Origin of the sequence: Polynucleobacter sp. 73C-SIWE (genome assembly GCF_018882465.1) — a bacterium.
In the GTDB taxonomy this organism is placed as follows: domain Bacteria; phylum Pseudomonadota; class Gammaproteobacteria; order Burkholderiales; family Burkholderiaceae; genus Polynucleobacter.
Window position 1 is genome coordinate 438,043 of the sequence record NZ_JACVOK010000001.1, and the last position, 15,893, is coordinate 453,935.

Annotated in this window: 17 protein-coding genes; 12 read left to right on the forward strand and 5 right to left on the reverse strand. The window is 45.4% G+C overall.

Annotated features, from left to right (window positions below; genetic code table 11):
- Positions 1-6: 6 nt before the first annotated feature.
- Genes bioA through ICN17_RS02255 form a run of 4 tightly spaced genes read left to right on the forward strand, consistent with a single transcriptional unit; the run spans position 7 to position 4,552 of the window.
- Entirely contained in the window at positions 7-1,353 is a 1,347-nt protein-coding gene (bioA, locus tag ICN17_RS02240) for an adenosylmethionine--8-amino-7-oxononanoate transaminase (RefSeq protein WP_216235994.1), read from the forward strand.
- On the forward strand, positions 1,350-2,588 hold the full coding sequence (locus ICN17_RS02245) for an 8-amino-7-oxononanoate synthase (protein WP_216235995.1): 1,239 nt from the start codon (positions 1,350-1,352) through the stop codon (positions 2,586-2,588). Before bioA ends, ICN17_RS02245 begins: the two co-directional genes overlap by 4 nt.
- Positions 2,581-3,300, forward strand: a complete 720-nt coding sequence (gene bioD, locus ICN17_RS02250; protein ID WP_216235996.1) for a dethiobiotin synthase — start codon at positions 2,581-2,583, stop codon at positions 3,298-3,300. Before ICN17_RS02245 ends, bioD begins: the two co-directional genes overlap by 8 nt.
- Positions 3,301-3,355: 55 nt before the next feature.
- On the forward strand, positions 3,356-4,552 hold the full coding sequence (locus ICN17_RS02255) for a M20 aminoacylase family protein (RefSeq protein WP_216235997.1): 1,197 nt from the start codon (positions 3,356-3,358) through the stop codon (positions 4,550-4,552).
- A gap of 10 nt (positions 4,553-4,562) precedes the next feature.
- Here the strand turns inward: ICN17_RS02255 and ICN17_RS02260 are convergent, their stop codons facing one another.
- The 3 genes from ICN17_RS02260 to apaG all read right to left on the reverse strand — a co-directional run bounded on the left by ICN17_RS02260 (position 4,563) and on the right by apaG (position 7,002).
- The gene (locus ICN17_RS02260; RefSeq protein WP_216235998.1) at positions 4,563-5,339 is read right to left on the reverse strand and encodes an enoyl-CoA hydratase; all 777 of its coding nucleotides are present in this window, start codon (positions 5,337-5,339) and stop codon (positions 4,563-4,565) included.
- A gap of 28 nt (positions 5,340-5,367) precedes the next feature.
- Positions 5,368-6,498 (reverse strand): murein transglycosylase A, encoded by a 1,131-nt coding sequence (locus ICN17_RS02265; RefSeq protein WP_216235999.1) that lies wholly within the window; start codon positions 6,496-6,498, stop codon positions 5,368-5,370.
- 129 nt (positions 6,499-6,627) lie between these two features.
- The gene (gene apaG, locus ICN17_RS02270; protein ID WP_216236000.1) at positions 6,628-7,002 is read right to left on the reverse strand and encodes a Co2+/Mg2+ efflux protein ApaG; all 375 of its coding nucleotides are present in this window, start codon (positions 7,000-7,002) and stop codon (positions 6,628-6,630) included.
- Positions 7,003-7,051: 49 nt separating this feature from the next.
- On the opposite strand from apaG, the gene rpe reads away from it, so the two are divergent.
- From rpe to trpC, 5 genes are read left to right on the forward strand one after another with little or no spacing between them, the layout of a single operon-like run.
- Positions 7,052-7,777, forward strand: a complete 726-nt coding sequence (gene rpe / locus ICN17_RS02275) for a ribulose-phosphate 3-epimerase (protein ID WP_216236001.1) — start codon at positions 7,052-7,054, stop codon at positions 7,775-7,777.
- On the forward strand, positions 7,777-9,282 hold the full coding sequence (trpE, locus tag ICN17_RS02280; RefSeq protein ID WP_216236002.1) for an anthranilate synthase component I: 1,506 nt from the start codon (positions 7,777-7,779) through the stop codon (positions 9,280-9,282). The genes rpe and trpE overlap by 1 nt, the downstream gene beginning before the upstream one ends.
- On the forward strand, positions 9,266-9,832 hold the full coding sequence (locus tag ICN17_RS02285) for an aminodeoxychorismate/anthranilate synthase component II (protein ID WP_216236003.1): 567 nt from the start codon (positions 9,266-9,268) through the stop codon (positions 9,830-9,832). The genes trpE and ICN17_RS02285 overlap by 17 nt, the downstream gene beginning before the upstream one ends.
- Before the next feature lie 14 nt (positions 9,833-9,846).
- On the forward strand, positions 9,847-10,881 hold the full coding sequence (trpD, locus tag ICN17_RS02290; protein ID WP_216236004.1) for an anthranilate phosphoribosyltransferase: 1,035 nt from the start codon (positions 9,847-9,849) through the stop codon (positions 10,879-10,881).
- Positions 10,882-10,886: 5 nt separating this feature from the next.
- Complete coding sequence (gene trpC, locus ICN17_RS02295; protein ID WP_216236005.1) at positions 10,887-11,690, forward strand: indole-3-glycerol phosphate synthase TrpC; 804 nt, start codon at positions 10,887-10,889, stop codon at positions 11,688-11,690.
- On the opposite strand, the gene ICN17_RS02300 is transcribed toward trpC, so the two are convergent.
- Positions 11,671-12,240 carry a hypothetical protein gene (locus ICN17_RS02300; protein WP_216236006.1) on the reverse strand — a complete coding sequence of 190 codons (570 nt, stop codon included), beginning with the start codon at positions 12,238-12,240 and terminating at the stop codon, positions 11,671-11,673. The genes trpC and ICN17_RS02300 overlap by 20 nt on opposite strands.
- A 108-nt stretch (positions 12,241-12,348) precedes the next feature.
- On the opposite strand from ICN17_RS02300, the gene ICN17_RS02305 reads away from it, so the two are divergent.
- Positions 12,349-12,699 carry a hypothetical protein gene (locus ICN17_RS02305; protein WP_216236007.1) on the forward strand — a complete coding sequence of 117 codons (351 nt, stop codon included), beginning with the start codon at positions 12,349-12,351 and terminating at the stop codon, positions 12,697-12,699.
- Between the two features lie 70 nt (positions 12,700-12,769).
- Here ICN17_RS02305 and ychF read toward each other — a convergent pair whose 3' ends face one another.
- Positions 12,770-13,864: a redox-regulated ATPase YchF gene (ychF, locus tag ICN17_RS02310; protein ID WP_216236008.1), complete on the reverse strand. Its 1,095-nt coding sequence runs from the start codon at positions 13,862-13,864 to the stop codon at positions 12,770-12,772.
- A gap of 40 nt (positions 13,865-13,904) precedes the next feature.
- Between ychF and ICN17_RS02315 the strand changes: the two genes are divergently transcribed.
- Both ICN17_RS02315 and ICN17_RS02320 read left to right on the forward strand, forming a co-directional pair.
- Entirely contained in the window at positions 13,905-15,179 is a 1,275-nt protein-coding gene (locus tag ICN17_RS02315) for an FAD-dependent monooxygenase (RefSeq protein WP_216236009.1), read from the forward strand.
- On the forward strand, positions 15,172-15,888 hold the full coding sequence (locus ICN17_RS02320) for a DsbC family protein (RefSeq protein ID WP_216236010.1): 717 nt from the start codon (positions 15,172-15,174) through the stop codon (positions 15,886-15,888). The genes ICN17_RS02315 and ICN17_RS02320 overlap by 8 nt, the downstream gene beginning before the upstream one ends.
- Positions 15,889-15,893: the final 5 nt, after the last annotated feature.

The window sequence follows — 15,893 nt, forward strand, 5'->3', positions numbered from 1 at the left end:
TCAAACATGAAGGTTATTTCTGATTTAAATCAAGCCACCCTCGTTGATCGCAGCTTGGCTGCCGTTTGGCACCCCTGCACTCAGATGAAACATCATGAGTCATTTCCCCTAATCGCCATTACCAAAGGAAAGGGTCCCTGGCTCTACGACGAAAAGGGAAACGCTCTACTCGATTGCATTAGTTCTTGGTGGACCAATTTATTTGGCCACTCCAATCCGCAGATTAACCAAGCCATTACTAATCAATTGGAAAAGATTGAGCATGTGATGCTCGCAGGATTTACCCATCCACCAGTGGTTGAGCTATCTGAAAAACTCTCTGCACTAACAAACGGCAAATTAGGCCATGTTTTTTATGCCTCAGATGGGGCATCTGCGGTAGAAATTGCCTTAAAAATGAGTCACCATTTTTGGCAACTGAAGGACAGACCAAACAAGAAAAAATTTGTTTGCCTAGAGAATGGATACCACGGAGAAACACTCGGCGCATTAGCGGTAACTGATGTTGCTATTTTTCGTGAAGCATATGGTGCACTATTGCAAGACGTGTACACAGTCACATCACCTGATGCACGCAAAGCAAAAAATGGTGAGAGTGCAGAAGATGTTGCAAAGCATGCTGCAGGCGAACTCGAAATATTATTCAAAGCAGAACATCAACACATTGCCGCGATCATCATCGAACCGCTAGTGCAATGCGCCGGGCAAATGGCGATGCACTCACCCGAATACCTTCGCTTAGTAAGGGATTTATGCAATCGTTATGACATACACCTGATAGCCGATGAAATCGCCGTAGGCTGTGGCCGAAGTGGAAAATTCTTTGCCTGTGAGCACGCTGGTATTTGGCCTGATTTTCTGACTCTATCCAAAGGTATTAGCGGTGGCTATCTCCCTCTCTCGCTTTGCATGACTACCGATACCATTTATCGTGCTTTTTATAGCGATAAAACACAACAAGGCTTCCTGCATTCTCATTCGTATACTGGAAATCCGTTAGCGTGCGCAGCAGCACTGGCTTGCTTGAATATTTTTGAAACAGAACAAGTTTTAGAAAAGAATAAAGCCCGCTCACAAGATTTAGCAAATGCATTTGCCTGGGCAAAAGTAGATTCTCGACTCGAGCACTGGCGCCAACAAGGAATGATTCTGGCATTTGATGTTAAGAATGAATACCTCAAAAATGTAGGCAGCTTTCCTCGTGAACTATTTGCCAAAGGGCTTGAGGAAGGTATTCTCATTAGACCAATTGGCAATACGATATACGTCATGCCCCCTTACATCTTGTCGACTGAAGAAACAATGCAAATGGGCCAAGCTATTGAATGTGCTCTTGCGAAGGCTTTAGCATGAGTAGTTCATTTAAAGCCCTAGAACTTGCACAAGAGGCTATTGCAGATTTAGATTTGCAACTACTCAGGAGAAAATTACGCGTTACCCAGTCTCCTTGCGATACCAATGCAACTGTTGAGAATAGGCAACTCAAGGCCTTTTGTAGCAATGATTACCTTGGTCTTGCTAATCACCCAGACTTAGTAAATGCCTTAGCAGAGGGAGCTAAAAAATATGGGGTTGGTAGTGGCGCATCCCATTTAATTAGTGGTCATAGCGCCGCACATGAGTTGCTTGAAAAAAAATTGGTGTCTTTTCAAGAGAAGCATATTCCAAATGCTCGCGCCCTATTTTTTAGTACTGGCTACCTTACCAATCTGGCTGCCATTACAGGGTTAGCCAGGCTTACCGAGCGCGGTGATTTGAGTATTTACTCAGCCAAACTAAATCATGCTTCCCTAATTGATGGTGTTCGCTTAGCTGCGGCGCAAATGAATGCTACGGTTAACTTATTCGACCATACACAACTGACTTCATTAACTGAGACCCTCAAAAAAGATACAAAGTCTCTTAAGCTCATCGTGACTGATGGCGTCTTTAGTATGGATGGTGATGTAGCTCCCGTTCAGGAATTACTTCAAATAGCCGAGCAATATGATGCCCTACTGCTAGTTGATGATGCACATGGCTTTGGAGTACTAGGGGAAAAAGGGCACGGCATCCTAGAGCAAGAGGATATTCAATCTAACCGCATTATTTACATTGGCACCTTAGGAAAATCTGCTGGTGTCAGCGGTGCTTTTGTTTGTGCACAAGACTCTTTTATTGAATGGCTGATTCAAAAAGGGCGTCCTTACATTTACAGTACTGCAACCCCGCCAGCCATTGCACATACCTTACTCAAAAGTCTTGAGATCATTGAAGGCGATGAAGGTGTAGAGCGTCGATCACATCTCAATCGGCTGATTCAAATTTGGCAAGATGAAATGACCTTTATCAATTGGGAAAAAGTGTCATCTTGCACACCAATTCAGCCAATTATTTTAGGTAGCAATGCCAATGCACTTCTGGCAGCAAAGCTATTGGATGAAGCAGGCTATTGGATTCCGGCAATTCGTCCACCTACGGTTCCTCTTGGTAGCGCACGTTTGCGTATAACCTTTTCAGCAAATCATAGTGTTGATGATTTACGCAAACTCATTACAACTCTGAAAAAGATCGAGCAAGAAATTAATCACAAGGCAAATCATGACTAAGCTCTCTGGCTTCTTTGTGACTGGCACCGATACCGAGGTTGGCAAAACCTTAGTGAGTGGTGCATTAATACTAAAACTCCGTGAACAAGGCAAGAAAGTATTGGGCTTTAAACCAGTCGTTGCTGGAACATACCGAGGTGCTAATGGTGATGTACTCAATGAAGATCTTGAAACTTTGCGCATTGCTTCTCAACTTGCAGAAGGTCAATTAGAGTTGTGCCCTTATATTTTAGACTTACCCGCAGCGCCCCATCTGATCGCCGCAAATCAGGGCATTACTATTGAGCTTAATACCATCATGCAAGCGCTTAGTCAGATTCAAAAACAGAGTGACTACCTTATTGTTGAAGGGGCCGGTGGATTTTTGATTCCCTTAAATAATGATGAAGATCTCGGGGATTTTGCACAGCAAATCAATTTACCCATCATTTTGGTAGTCGGTATGAAATTAGGTTGTATTAACCACGCTCTGCTCACCCAGGAAGCGATCAAAACACGTGGTTTGAAAATTGCCGGGTGGATTGCTAACTCTCTAGCAACTGAAATGCTCTTACTCATAGAAAATATTGCTACTTTGCAAGCAAGAATAGATGCGCCTTTTTTAGGCCATATTCCGACGCTACCAAAGGCACTCCAAAAAGTAGATAACAGCCCCTATTCAATTGAGGCACTTCGTTTTGCTGCAGAGCACATCCAAATCAGGAATCATTAACCCCTAGAGCAAGCCCTAAAGTGCAACTGGCGGGACTTTCAGATAAGATGAAGGGATGCATTTACTTCCTGAAATCCTTGATTCTGCAGAAGCTATTCGAGACATTCGTCGCAATATTCATGCTCACCCTGAATTGCGCTTCGAAGAAAATCGCACTTCTGATTTAGTTGCAGAGGCGCTTTCAAGCTGGGGCATCGCCGTTTATCGCGGCATGGGTAAAACAGGCGTAGTCGGCCGTCTCGATGGCGATTTAGGTCCTGGAAAAATGATTGGTCTTCGGGCTGACATGGATGCACTTCCGCTGCAAGAACATAATAATTTTGAGCATACCTCACGTAATGCTGGAAAGATGCATGCTTGTGGTCATGATGGTCACACTGCAATGCTGTTAGGTGCCGCTCAATATCTAGCCAATCACCGCGATTTCAAAGGCAGCATCATTTTTATATTCCAGCCTGCCGAAGAGGGTGGTGCTGGTGCGAATGAAATGATTAAAGATGGGCTCTTTAAACAATTTCCTTGCGATGCTGTTTTTGGGTTACACAATTGGCCCGGATTAGCCGAAGGTCACTTTGGTGTTACATCAGGCCCTATGATGGCCTCTAGCAATACTTTTGAAATTACCATCACTGGCAAAGGCGGTCACGCCGCCCTCCCTCACAATAGCGCTGATCCTGTTCTTACTGGGGCGCAAGTAGTTTTAGCGCTACAAAGCATTATTACTCGCAATAAACGCCCTGTTGATGCTGCCGTTCTATCCGTTACACAGTTTCATGCAGGCGAAACAAGCAACGTCATTCCTGATAGCGCTTTCATCGGCGGTACCATCAGAACATTCACCTTAGAAGTGTTAGATCTCCTAGAGCAACGGTTGCGTGAAATTGCACACAGCGTTGCGGGGGCATTTGATTGCCATGCTGAAATTGCATTTTCCAGAAACTACCCCCCGCTCATTAATCACCATGCTGAAGTTGAGTTTGCAAGCGCAGTAATGAGTGAGCTAGTGGGTAATCAAAACGTTAATACCAATATTGATCCGACAATGGGTGCAGAAGATTTTGCCTTCATGCTGCTCGAGAAGCCGGGATGTTATGTATTTTTAGGTAATGGTGATGGTGATCACCGTGCGGTAGGTCATGGCATGGGCCCATGCCACCTACACAACCCCTCTTACGACTTTAATGACGCTTTAATTCCAGTGGGCGTGAGCTACTGGGTGAAGCTAGCCCAACGCTACCTAGAAAAAAACTAAGGCTGTTTACTTAAGAGTTAGTAAATTTGGCTGGGCGTTTTTCCATAAACGCAGCCATGCCTTCTTTTTGATCATTGGTTCCAAAGCAAGTGTGGAATAAGCGACGCTCAAAATGAATACCTTCTGATAGCGTAGTTTCATATGCAGCGTTGACCGCCTCTTTCACCATCATTGCGGTCAGCAAGGGCATATCGGCAATCTCTTTAGCAATGGCTTTAACCTCTCTCAATAGATCTGCTTTTGGAAAGACGCGTGATACCAAACCAGAACGTTCAGCCTCTGCCGCATCCATCATGCGACCAGTCAAAGCCAAATCCATGGCCTTCGCTTTCGATACGGCTCGTGGCAAACGTTGTGTACCACCAGCACCTGGGATGATTCCCAGCTTCACCTCTGGTTGAGCAAACTTGGCGCTATCTGCAGCCATGATGGTGTCGCACATCATGGCTAACTCGCAACCACCACCTAGAGCATAGCCAGATACGGCTGCAATTACTGGCTTACGAACTTTTCTAATCTCTTCCCAATTGCGAGTAATGAAATCATCTCGATAAACATCTTTTAAACCATACTTGGCCATTGAGGCGATATCAGCACCAGCAGCAAATGCCTTCTCGCTACCAGTGAGGATGATGCAACCAATATTGTCATCAGCATCAAAACCAAGTAACGCAGCACCAAGCTCGTCCATTAATTGATCATTTAAGGCATTGAGAACCTCAGGCCGATTTAAGGTAATCGTGGCAACCTTGCCATCAACTTCGGTCAAAATTGTTTTATAGCTCATCAATTTCTTTCTATCCAAGATCCATCAATTAATTTGGTAACAATAACCACATCTTGCCATTTTGTTTCATGCGCCCTGCGATTTCTCCCGCAGCATCACCAGAACCCCAATAAAAATCGGCCCTAACGCCACCTACGATGGCTTTTCCTGTGTCTTGTGCCATCACGAGTTTTTGCAAGGATTGATTACTTAAAGGCTTAGTTGTAGCTAAGAATACAGGTGCGCCTAATGGCATAGCCTGTAAATCAACTGCAATACTGCGCCCTGCAGTTAAGGGAACGCCAAGCGCTCCTGTTGGACCAAGATCTGCATCCACATTGCTGGGCAGCTCTTTGAAAAATACAAAACGTGGGTTTGCATTGAGCATTTCATTAACGCGATCAGGGTTCCGTTTTGCCCATTGTGAAATTCCTTGCATGCTTGCCTCACCACGTGTCATCTCTTTGCGATCTATCAACCATTGTGCAGATGATTTAAACGGCTGCTCATTAGTACCCGCAAAACCGAGGCGGAGAATGCGGCCATCCTGCAGACGAATTTTTCCTGAGCCCTGAATTTGCATAGATGCAGCAGCAACAGGATCTTGTACCCAAGCAATTTCAGATCCTTGTAGTATCCCGGAGCTCATGAGTTCAGCGCGAGTTGGTCCTGGATTAGGTCGCGATTTTTTCCAAGCATTTGGGTAAGCATAGAGCGGCACGTTATAAGTACTGGTGCGAGTTTGCGAGCCATTCATTACGGGCTCGTAGTAGCCAGTAATTAAACCTGTGTCGCTACCAGCGCTATTACGAATTTCGTAGGCTTGAAAGTTACTCTCAAAATATCGACGAACAGATTGTGTATCGCGAGCAGATACGCTTGCAGCTAGTGCGCACACTTGGCGCCAATTCATTTCGCCACTACGTTTACGCAATACCTCACAACTCTTGAGCCATGCAGGCCACGCTTGAGATACATCATCATCCTGCCAACCTGGTAAGGCTTGCCACGAAACCGCATTGAAACTTGCAATTGAGGAGCTATAAGATGAAGGCGGTGTGCCGGAACTACTGGCTCGATAGCCAGTACTCCTAGTGGGTGGCGTGGAGCATCCAGCCACTAAGCTCGCAATCAGAATAGCGAATACACTTACCTGAACTAATTTAAATTTAGAAATCATGATTGCCAATTTACTTGATCAATACCCAATGCTGCTCTTTGTCATTGAAGGTGCTATTGCCTTAGGACTCTTGCTGTTTATTGTCCTATGGACGGGCAAAGGGAAAAAATAGCTTTTTTAAGCGCGACCTTAATGCAGGGTCCGCGGCATCACTAATGCAAATTCAGGAATGGGTGCCTGAAAAAACTGGGCCTCCTCGGTAACGCAAAAGTACTCGCCCCGCATCGTTCCTGCTGGGGTAGGTAAAGTAGCCCAGCTGGTGTATTCAAATTGCTCACCAGCGCGTAACAAAGGTTGTTGCCCAACCACCCCTAAGCCACGCACCTCTTGGACGTCATTGTCCCCATCGGTAATGAACCAATGACGGGCAATAAGCTGGATGCTAGCGGTACCCGTATTGCGGATGGTGACCGTGTAGGCAAAGGCAAATTGGCGATTATCGGGGTCAGATTGCTCCGCAAGGTACTGAGCTTTGACCGAAATGCTGATTTCATGGGGATTCATGCTCGAATTCTGCTCCATCCTAAGGCCAACTGCAAGCTAGAATCTAGGGATGGAAAGCCAAAAATTACCCTCAAATCGTCAATTTGTTATCGCCCCCTCCATTCTGTCGGCTGACTTTGCCTGTCTAGGCAAGGAGGTTCAAGACGTTCTGACAGCTGGCGCCGATTGGATTCACTTTGACGTGATGGATAACCACTACGTACCCAACCTCACAATTGGCCCCCTAGTTTGTGAGGCTATTCGTCCGCATGCCCTGAAAAATGGCAAACCTGCAGTGATCGATGTTCACCTCATGGTTGAGCCCGTAGATCGTATCGTGCCTGATTTTGCAAAAGCTGGCGCCAATCTCATTAGCTTTCATCCTGAGGCGAGTCCGCACGTCAATCGCACTCTGAATTTAATTCGTGATCAAGGTTGTCAAGCAGGTCTTGTGTTTAATCCCGCAACACCACTCGATCATTTAGATCACACTTTGGAATTACTCGACTTAGTTTTACTCATGTCAGTGAATCCGGGATTTGGTGGTCAATCCTTTATTCCAAGCACTCTGAATAAAATTGAACAAGTGCGTGTGCGCTTAGATCGTTACGAAGCTGAGACCGGTCGCCACATTCGTCTTGAAGTTGATGGTGGAATCAAAGTAGACAACATCGCACAAGTGGCTCAAGCAGGCGCTGACACCTTTGTTGCTGGCTCAGCCATTTTTGGAAAAGATAATTACACACAAGTTATTGAGGCCATGCGCACTGAATTAGGAAAGACTGGAAAATCCTAATGCAGCGCGAAGAATTTAATGCCCTAGCAAAACAGGGTTTCAATCGCATTCCTCTGGTTAAAGAGGTACTTGCCGATCTGGAAACCCCGCTATCGCTTTACGTCAAACTCAGCCAAGCATTTGGCAAGAAAAATACCTATCTCTTGGAATCCGTTTTAGGTGGTGAGCGCTTTGGTCGCTTCTCCTTTATTGGCTTGCCTGCCAAAACGCTCATTCGCACTGTGGGTACCCCATCCAAACCCGTGAATGAAGTCATTACTGATGGCAAGGTAGTCGAGACCAATACTGATAATCCGCTCGATTTTGTAGATGCTTACTTCAAACGCTTTAAGGTCTCAGTAGAGTCTGGTCTACCGCGTTTTTGCGGCGGTCTTGCTGGCTACTTTGGTTATGACACCGTTCGATACATCGAATCACGCTTAGCCAAACATGATTTACCAGATGAACTTGGTGTGCCCGATATTCAACTCATGCTGACTGAAGAGTTAGCAGTCATTGATAATGTCGCTGGAAAGATTTATTTCATTGTCTATGCAGATCCGGGCAATGCTGATGGCTTTGAAAAGGCACAAGACCGCTTAAAAGAATTACTTACTTGCCTTGGCAAGCCGGCGAATATGCCTGCATCACTACCCAGTACAAAAACAGATCTGATTCGTAAATTTAAAGCTGCAGATTTTGAAGAGGCGGTACGCAAGACTAAAGAATATATTTTGGCTGGTGATTGTATGCAGGTTGTGATTGGTCAGCGCATTAGTAAACCATTTACCGACTCACCATTGGCGCTATACAGAGCATTACGCTCTTTAAACCCATCGCCTTATATGTACTTCTATGATTTTGGCGATATGCAAATTGTGGGCTCCTCCCCAGAAATCCTCGTTCGCCAAGAAAAACGTGCTGCAGAGAAAATTGTGACGATTCGCCCTCTGGCCGGTACCCGTCCACGTGGCGCTAACCCTACGGAAGATGAGCGTCTGGCTCAAGAGTTGCTGGCAGACCCTAAAGAAATTGCTGAGCATGTCATGTTGATTGATCTTGCTCGCAATGATGTTGGCAGAATCGCCAAGACAGGATCAGTCAAAGTTACAGACTCCATGTCGATCGAAAAATACTCTCACGTGCAACACATTGTGAGTTCAGTTGAAGGCGATCTTTTAGATAATATGAGCAATATGGATGTCTTACGAGCAACCTTCCCTGCGGGCACACTCTCTGGTGCACCCAAAATTCGTGCGATGGAAATTATTGATGAAATGGAAATTGTGAAGCGCGGAGTTTATGGTGGCGCAGTCGGATATCTCTCTTTCTCAGGCGATATGGATGTTGCAATTGCAATTCGTACCGGGGTCATTCGTGATGGCATGCTGCACTCCCAAGCGGGCGCAGGTGTCGTAGCTGACTCTGATCCTACCGCCGAATGGAAAGAAACCGAAGCTAAAGCGCGTGCAGTTTTAACAGCCGCTGAATTAGTACAAGGAGGACTCGATGCTCCTAATGATTGATAACTATGATTCGTTTACCTACAACCTTGTTCAGTATTTTGCTGAGCTAGGTGAAGAAGTAAAAGTGTTTCGGAATGACGAAATCACTGTGGAAGATATTGCGAAATTCAAGCCCGCACGCATTTGCATTTCCCCTGGCCCCTGCAGCCCTGCAGAAGCCGGCATCTCAGTGGAGACCATCAAACGCTATGCAGGACAGATTCCGATCCTAGGCGTATGTCTTGGCCATCAAGCCATTGGCGAAGCATTTGGTGGCAAGGTGATTCGTGCCCAGAAAGTCATGCACGGCAAGACTGACTTGATTCACCACACAGGCGTAGGCGTTTTCAAAAACCTACCAGACCCCTTTAAAGTCACGCGCTACCATTCACTCGCTATTGAAAAAAGTTCCTTACCTGCAGCGCTGGAAGTAACAGCCACCTCTTCTGATGGAGAGATCATGGGTGTACGCCATCGTGAGCTCGCAGTTGAAGGAGTGCAATTTCATCCCGAGTCCATTCTCTCTGAGCACGGCCACGCCCTACTCAAAAATTTCTTACTTAATCAGTAACTCAGTAAAAGAATATGAGCGCTACGCCAATTACTCCCCAAGAAGCACTACAACGTTGCATTGAACATCGCGAACTCTTTCATGATGAAATGACTGCGATGATGCGGCTCATCATGAGCGGAGAAATGTCACCAGAGCTTGTGGCCGGCTTATTGGTAGCTCTACGCACTAAAAAAGAGACTGTCGGAGAAATCGCCGCGGCAGCACAAGTCATGCGTGAATTTGCAACCACCGTTCATGTGGATGACCGCACACATCTAGTCGATGTTGTGGGTACAGGTGGCGATGGAGCGCATACTTTTAACATCTCCACTGCAGCGATGTTTGTTGCAGCAGCAGCTGGGGCAAAAATTGCTAAGCACGGCAATCGGAGTGTCAGTAGCAAGTCTGGTAGCGCCGATGTACTCGAAGCATTAGGTGTAAATCTAGGGCTTTCTGCAGAGCAGGTTGCTCAATGCATCTCTACTGTAGGGGCTGGCTTTATGTTTGCCCCCAATCACCACCCTGCCATGAAGAACGTTGTGCCCATTCGCAAACAATTGGGTGTACGGACGATTTTCAATATCCTAGGGCCGCTGACCAATCCTGCTGATGCCAAACGTATCTTGATGGGCGTGTTTCATCCTGATCTTGTGGGCATTCAGGCTCGGGTACTGCAAGCTTTAGGCATGGAACATGCTCTGGTGGTGTATGGTCGCGATGGTCTAGACGAGATCTCTTTAGAGGGACCAACTCTAGTTGGCGAACTCAAGGGCGGCGTTGTGCGTGAATATGAAATTCATCCAAAAGACTTTGGATTGAAGACTGCCCTCACCAATAGCTTCAAAGTAGCCAATGCCGAAGAATCAAAAAAAATCGTATTAGATGTAATTGATAACAAGCCAGGTGCAGCGAGTGATATTGTGTGTCTGAATGCAGGAGCAACCCTATATGTTGCTGGTGTAGCCAAAGATATCGCCTCTGGCATAGAAATGGCCAAAGCAGCGATTACATCTGGGGCCGCACGTCAGAAGTTAGATGCATTTGTCGCTGCAACCCAATCCAAATAAAGCCTATGAGCGATATCCTCGACAAAATTGTTGCGACCAAGAAGATTGAGATTGCCCATGACCTTCAGAAAATCTCTCTTGGCAATCAACGCGATATTGCCGAATCAAACAACAAAGACACTTTACTAAAGCCACGTGGTTTCATTTACGCAATTGAAAATAAAATTGCTGCTGGTAAGGCAGGTGTGATTGCGGAGATTAAAAAAGCAAGTCCCAGCAAAGGAATTCTGCGGGAAAACTTTAACCCCACACAAATTGCCCAATCCTATGAAAAGCATGGGGCAGCCTGCTTATCAGTACTGACCGATGTGGACTATTTCCAGGGCTGTAATGCCTTTCTTCAAGAGGCTAGATCAGCTTGCAATATTCCAGTTCTGCGCAAAGACTTTACTATCGATCCTTATCAAGTCTATGAAGCTCGTGCGATTGGTGCGGATGCCATTCTCTTAATTGTGGCCTGCTTAGAACTCAATCAAATGAAAGAGCTTGAGGCCTGCGCCCATGAACTAGGCTTAGATGTTTTAGTCGAGGTTCACAATGCTCCCGAGCTAGAGCGAGCATTAGAACTAAAAACACCCTTACTTGGGATTAATAACCGTAACCTTAAGACATTTGAAGTAACACTACAAACTACGCTGTCACTTCTCTCTATGGTTCCAAAGGATAAAACTTTGGTTACCGAATCAGGGATATTAGGTCGCAGTGATGTGCAATTGATGCGCGACAATCAAATCAATGCATTCTTAGTGGGCGAAGCATTCATGCGTGCGGCCGATCCTGGAGTCTCCCTTAACGAGCTGTTCTCCTAACTTTATTCAAAATGTCTAGGCTGTATTTGACTAAAGAGATTAATAGCAGGGAACCGAGTATGTCGCCAATAAACATGACAGAGACATGATTTACTCCGCCCGCATTATCTAATGCCATAGTAGAAAACCACCACTGATGTAAGCCAGCACTCAGAAATGAATACACCAGAATACAAATAATTAATTTCTGAAAATTGAGGTCACTCAAATCGGGTGCTAGTCGAACGTTACTAAGCACGAAAAACCTTGCAAGGTATGGAGCAAAGCCAGAGACTATACCGATACCAATGCAAAGCATTAAGTCATGAGGAAAATCACCGTGGTAGCTAATCAAAAATGATGCCAAGGTAATGCCTATAGCCCCTGGAAGTCCAAAAATCAAAGTCAGAAATAAACGCAGGCCTGCTGGCAAGTAAATCCAATTAACGCCTAGACTAAAGATAAACTCACTGGTTAGCCAGTGATTAATGTAAAACAGAGAGGCGTAAGCAAGCACGCTAATTGCAAATCCAGAAAAAGCTTCGGAAGCAGTTGTTAAAATTTTAATCATTACATTCATTATGAATGTTTTTCTTGATGTAAATCAATTGATAAAATTTATAAGAAAGCATACAGTACTCTTGAAATCCATACAAAACTAGAGCTAATCACCAAATATATGTCATCCACAAAACCAGCATCCTACCTCCGCTTTCTCAATTTGATCGATGCTCTAGATCGGATGAACCCTGGCAAGAAACTAGACTGCATTGAAGAAAACTTGCTAGATAAGATTATTCACTGCGCACATTCCAAAGAATCTATCTTGGTGGGTGATTTAATTGCACTCTCAGAGCTAGGCTCACAAGCAACCTTACATGGTCGCTTAAAAAATCTTAGCGTAATGGGTTACATCAAAATGGTTTCAAATGCTGATGGACGCAAAAAAGAAGTGTTACCAACAAAGTTGGCGCTCAAACGCTACGAAGAAATTTCCAAATGCCTCGAGAAAGCAGTAAAGTCCGCTTAAGTTCATTTCACCTCAATAAAAAAGCCCTTATTAAAAGGGCTTTTTTATTACTCAAAAGATGCATTCGTCCTTACACGTTGAATAAGAAATTCAGCACATCCCCATCCTTAACGACGTATTCCTTGCCTTCAGCCCTCATCTTGCCAGCTTCTTTAGCGCCTGCCTCACCCTTAAATTGAATGAAGTCATCATAAGCAATAGTTTGTGCTCGAATAAAGCCGCGCTCAAAATCCGTATGAATAACACCTGCAGCCTGTGGTGCAGTATCGCCCTGATGAATAGTCCAGGCACGCACCTCTTTCACACCAGCAGTAAAGTAAGTTTGCAAACCAAGGAGTGAATACCCGGCACGAATAACGCGATCTAAGCCAGGCTCTTCCATGCCCAAGTCAGCCAAGAATTCTGTTTTATCAGCGTCATCAAGATCGGCAATCTCGGCTTCAATCGCTGCGCAAACGGCAACTACTGGAGCCTTTTCTTTTGCGGCATGTTGCTTTACTGCCTCAAGATGAGGATTATTTATAAAGCCGTCCTCTTTTACGTTCGCAACATACATTGCGGGTTTAGCAGTAACTAAACACAGGGGTTTAATTAAGAGCAATTCTTCTTCACTTAAATTGAGGCTGCGCACAGGAAGTGCCGAATCAAGGTGTGTTTGCACTTTAATGAGGACCGCTACCAAAGCCGCTGCCTCTTTATCGTTACCCGATTTAGCAGCCTTCGTCGAGCGATTGAGTGTTTTTTCAACAGTGGCCAAATCAGATAAAGCCAGCTCGGTATCAATCACACCAATATCGGCTATAGGGTCAATCTTGCCTGCAACGTGGATCACATTCGGATCTTCAAAGCATCGGACCACGTGGGTAATGGCATCCGTTTCTCGAATATTGGCTAGGAATTGATTACCCAGACCCTCGCCTTTGGAGGCACCAGCAACCAAGCCAGCAATATCGACAAACTCGACGGCAGCTGGCAGGATGCGCTCGGGCTTCACAATCTCAGCCAGGGCGGCTAAACGGGGGTCGGGAACCTCGACTACACCTACATTGGGCTCAATCGTGCAGAAAGGATAGTTTTCCGCCGCGATCCCAGCCTTGGTAAGCGCGTTAAAGAGGGTAGATTTGCCGACGTTAGGCAGGCCGACGATGCCACATTTCAAAGACATAGTCATATTGTAAAGGGGCTGGATTCGATATCATCGAGTTATGTCTGAAGTTCACCCAAATAACCTGTCCAAAAGCGCTGTGCAATCTGCCAAAATCCGCTCCGTCGACGTTGTCATTGTCGGGGGAGGCATTGCTGGCAAGGCTTGTGCGCTTGGTCTAGCGCAACTTGGTCTACAGACTATTGAGATCGCACCAGATTTAGGGCAGGCAGTAGCTGCGCCTCAAGGATCTCAATGGGGCCAACGAATCTATGCATTTTCCCCGAGCACCCAAAAACTTTTGGCTCATTTGCAAATTTGGGACGCCCTAGATCACAGTCGAATGCAGCCAGTGCGCGATATGCGAATTTATGGCGACCGTGGTGAAAAAAATGATCAACTCCATCTCTCTGCGTTTGAAGCAGGCACACCTCAACTAGCCTGGATTGGAGAATCCAATCTCATTGAGCACACTCTTGATCAAGCATCTCGCTTTCAAAATAAATTGGAGCGTATTAATGATGTCATTGAAAAGATTGAGGTCGATGCAAATGGGGGTACGCTACATTTTAAAAATGGTGGGGCTATTCGTGCGCAACTGATTGTTGCTGCTGATGGTGCAAACTCCCCCATTCGATCTGAACTTGGCATTACCACTAGCGAAGAGAGTTACTCACAAAGCGCAGTCGTTGCTAACTGGACCTGTACCTACCCCCATCTTGAAACAGCTTTTCAATGGTTCTTGCCTGGTGGCGATATTGTGGCAATGCTACCCTTACCAGGCAAGCAAGTATCAATGGTATGGTCAACCTCTTCCGAGCATGCTGCTGGTTTATTAAAACTCAATCAAGCCGAATGGCAAGAGCGATTCTCAGCTATTGCAAACGGCGCTATTGGGAAACAATTGGGCGAACTCACACTCAACTCAACCCCTGCAGCCTTTCCATTAAGAAAAATTCGGGCCAAACGATTTATTGGCCCAGAAACAGCGCCCAAGGTTATCCTGATTGGTGATGCAGCCCATGTGATGCACCCCTTAGCTGGGCAAGGTTTGAACCTAGGCCTGCGTGATGTTGCCGTCTTACTCAACATCATTAGTAAACGTGAGTCTTTCCGCAAACCCAGTGATGCTGTATTGCTAAGGCGTTACGAGCGTCAACGCCAAGGCGATACCAGTGCACTTTTATGGGTCACAGATAAGCTCAAGAAATTATTTTCCGCAAGTAGCAATACAGAACGACAACTACGTAACTGGGGGCTTGGACTAGTGAACAAAAGCCACTTTATTAAACAGCGCCTGATTGAACGCGCTTTAGGGGATATTGATTTTGATTAAATTGTTATCGGCATTAGCTTTTATTTGCTCCACTTTTTTCTTTTCTAGTTTTGCTCATGCGCAAGCTGAACAGCAAATTAAAACAGAGATACAAAAAAAACTGGGGACAAATGTCAAAGTGAGAGGTGTATCAGCGGCACCAGTCCCAGGCCTATACGAAGTATTGGTTGGTAATGAGGTTTTTTATACAGATGCCTCTGGAAAATATTTAATTCAGGGTGAGATCATTGAATTAGCGAGTGGCAAAAATATTACTGAGCAAAGGCAAGCCGATTTAAATCGCATTAAGTGGACAGACCTAAACCAAGCTAATGCCATTAAAACCGTACGTGGTAATGGCAGTCGTCAGCTAGCGGTATTTTCAGATCCTAATTGCGGCTACTGTAAGCGTTTGGAAAAATCCTTACAGCAATTGGATAACGTCACTGTATATACCTACCTCATCCCTATTTTGGGCGCAGATTCAGTCCAAAAATCAAAACAAATTTCATGTGCCTCAGATCCCTATAAGGCCTATATGGATTGGATGATTAATGGAATCGCGCCCAGCGGAAAAAGTGATTGCAGCACGCCTCTGGATAAAAATGTCGCGTTTGCTAAAACCTACGGCATCACAGGAACACCGACTCTTTTCTTCATGGATGGTAGTCGCTTCCCTGGTGCAGTTCAGATCACTGATATTGAAAAGAAATTTAGCTCTCTGAAATAAACATC

Bases quoted from the DNA above. Each gene is read 5' to 3' on its own strand.
- bioA (WP_216235994.1), top strand. From the start codon at position 7: ATGAAGGTTATTTCTGATTTAAATCAAGCCACCCTCGTTGATCGCAGC.
- ICN17_RS02245 (WP_216235995.1), top strand. From the start codon at position 1,350: ATGAGTAGTTCATTTAAAGCCCTAGAACTTGCACAAGAGGCTATTGCA.
- bioD (WP_216235996.1), top strand. From the start codon at position 2,581: ATGACTAAGCTCTCTGGCTTCTTTGTGACTGGCACCGATACCGAGGTT.
- ICN17_RS02255 (WP_216235997.1), top strand. From the start codon at position 3,356: ATGCATTTACTTCCTGAAATCCTTGATTCTGCAGAAGCTATTCGAGAC.
- ICN17_RS02260 (WP_216235998.1), bottom strand. From the start codon at position 5,339: ATGAGCTATAAAACAATTTTGACCGAAGTTGATGGCAAGGTTGCCACG.
- ICN17_RS02265 (WP_216235999.1), bottom strand. From the start codon at position 6,498: ATGATTTCTAAATTTAAATTAGTTCAGGTAAGTGTATTCGCTATTCTG.
- apaG (WP_216236000.1), bottom strand. From the start codon at position 7,002: ATGAATCCCCATGAAATCAGCATTTCGGTCAAAGCTCAGTACCTTGCG.
- rpe (WP_216236001.1), top strand. From the start codon at position 7,052: ATGGAAAGCCAAAAATTACCCTCAAATCGTCAATTTGTTATCGCCCCC.
- trpE (WP_216236002.1), top strand. From the start codon at position 7,777: ATGCAGCGCGAAGAATTTAATGCCCTAGCAAAACAGGGTTTCAATCGC.
- ICN17_RS02285 (WP_216236003.1), top strand. From the start codon at position 9,266: ATGCTCCTAATGATTGATAACTATGATTCGTTTACCTACAACCTTGTT.
- trpD (WP_216236004.1), top strand. From the start codon at position 9,847: ATGAGCGCTACGCCAATTACTCCCCAAGAAGCACTACAACGTTGCATT.
- trpC (WP_216236005.1), top strand. From the start codon at position 10,887: ATGAGCGATATCCTCGACAAAATTGTTGCGACCAAGAAGATTGAGATT.
- ICN17_RS02300 (WP_216236006.1), bottom strand. From the start codon at position 12,240: ATGATTAAAATTTTAACAACTGCTTCCGAAGCTTTTTCTGGATTTGCA.
- ICN17_RS02305 (WP_216236007.1), top strand. From the start codon at position 12,349: ATGTCATCCACAAAACCAGCATCCTACCTCCGCTTTCTCAATTTGATC.
- ychF (WP_216236008.1), bottom strand. From the start codon at position 13,864: ATGTCTTTGAAATGTGGCATCGTCGGCCTGCCTAACGTCGGCAAATCT.
- ICN17_RS02315 (WP_216236009.1), top strand. From the start codon at position 13,905: ATGTCTGAAGTTCACCCAAATAACCTGTCCAAAAGCGCTGTGCAATCT.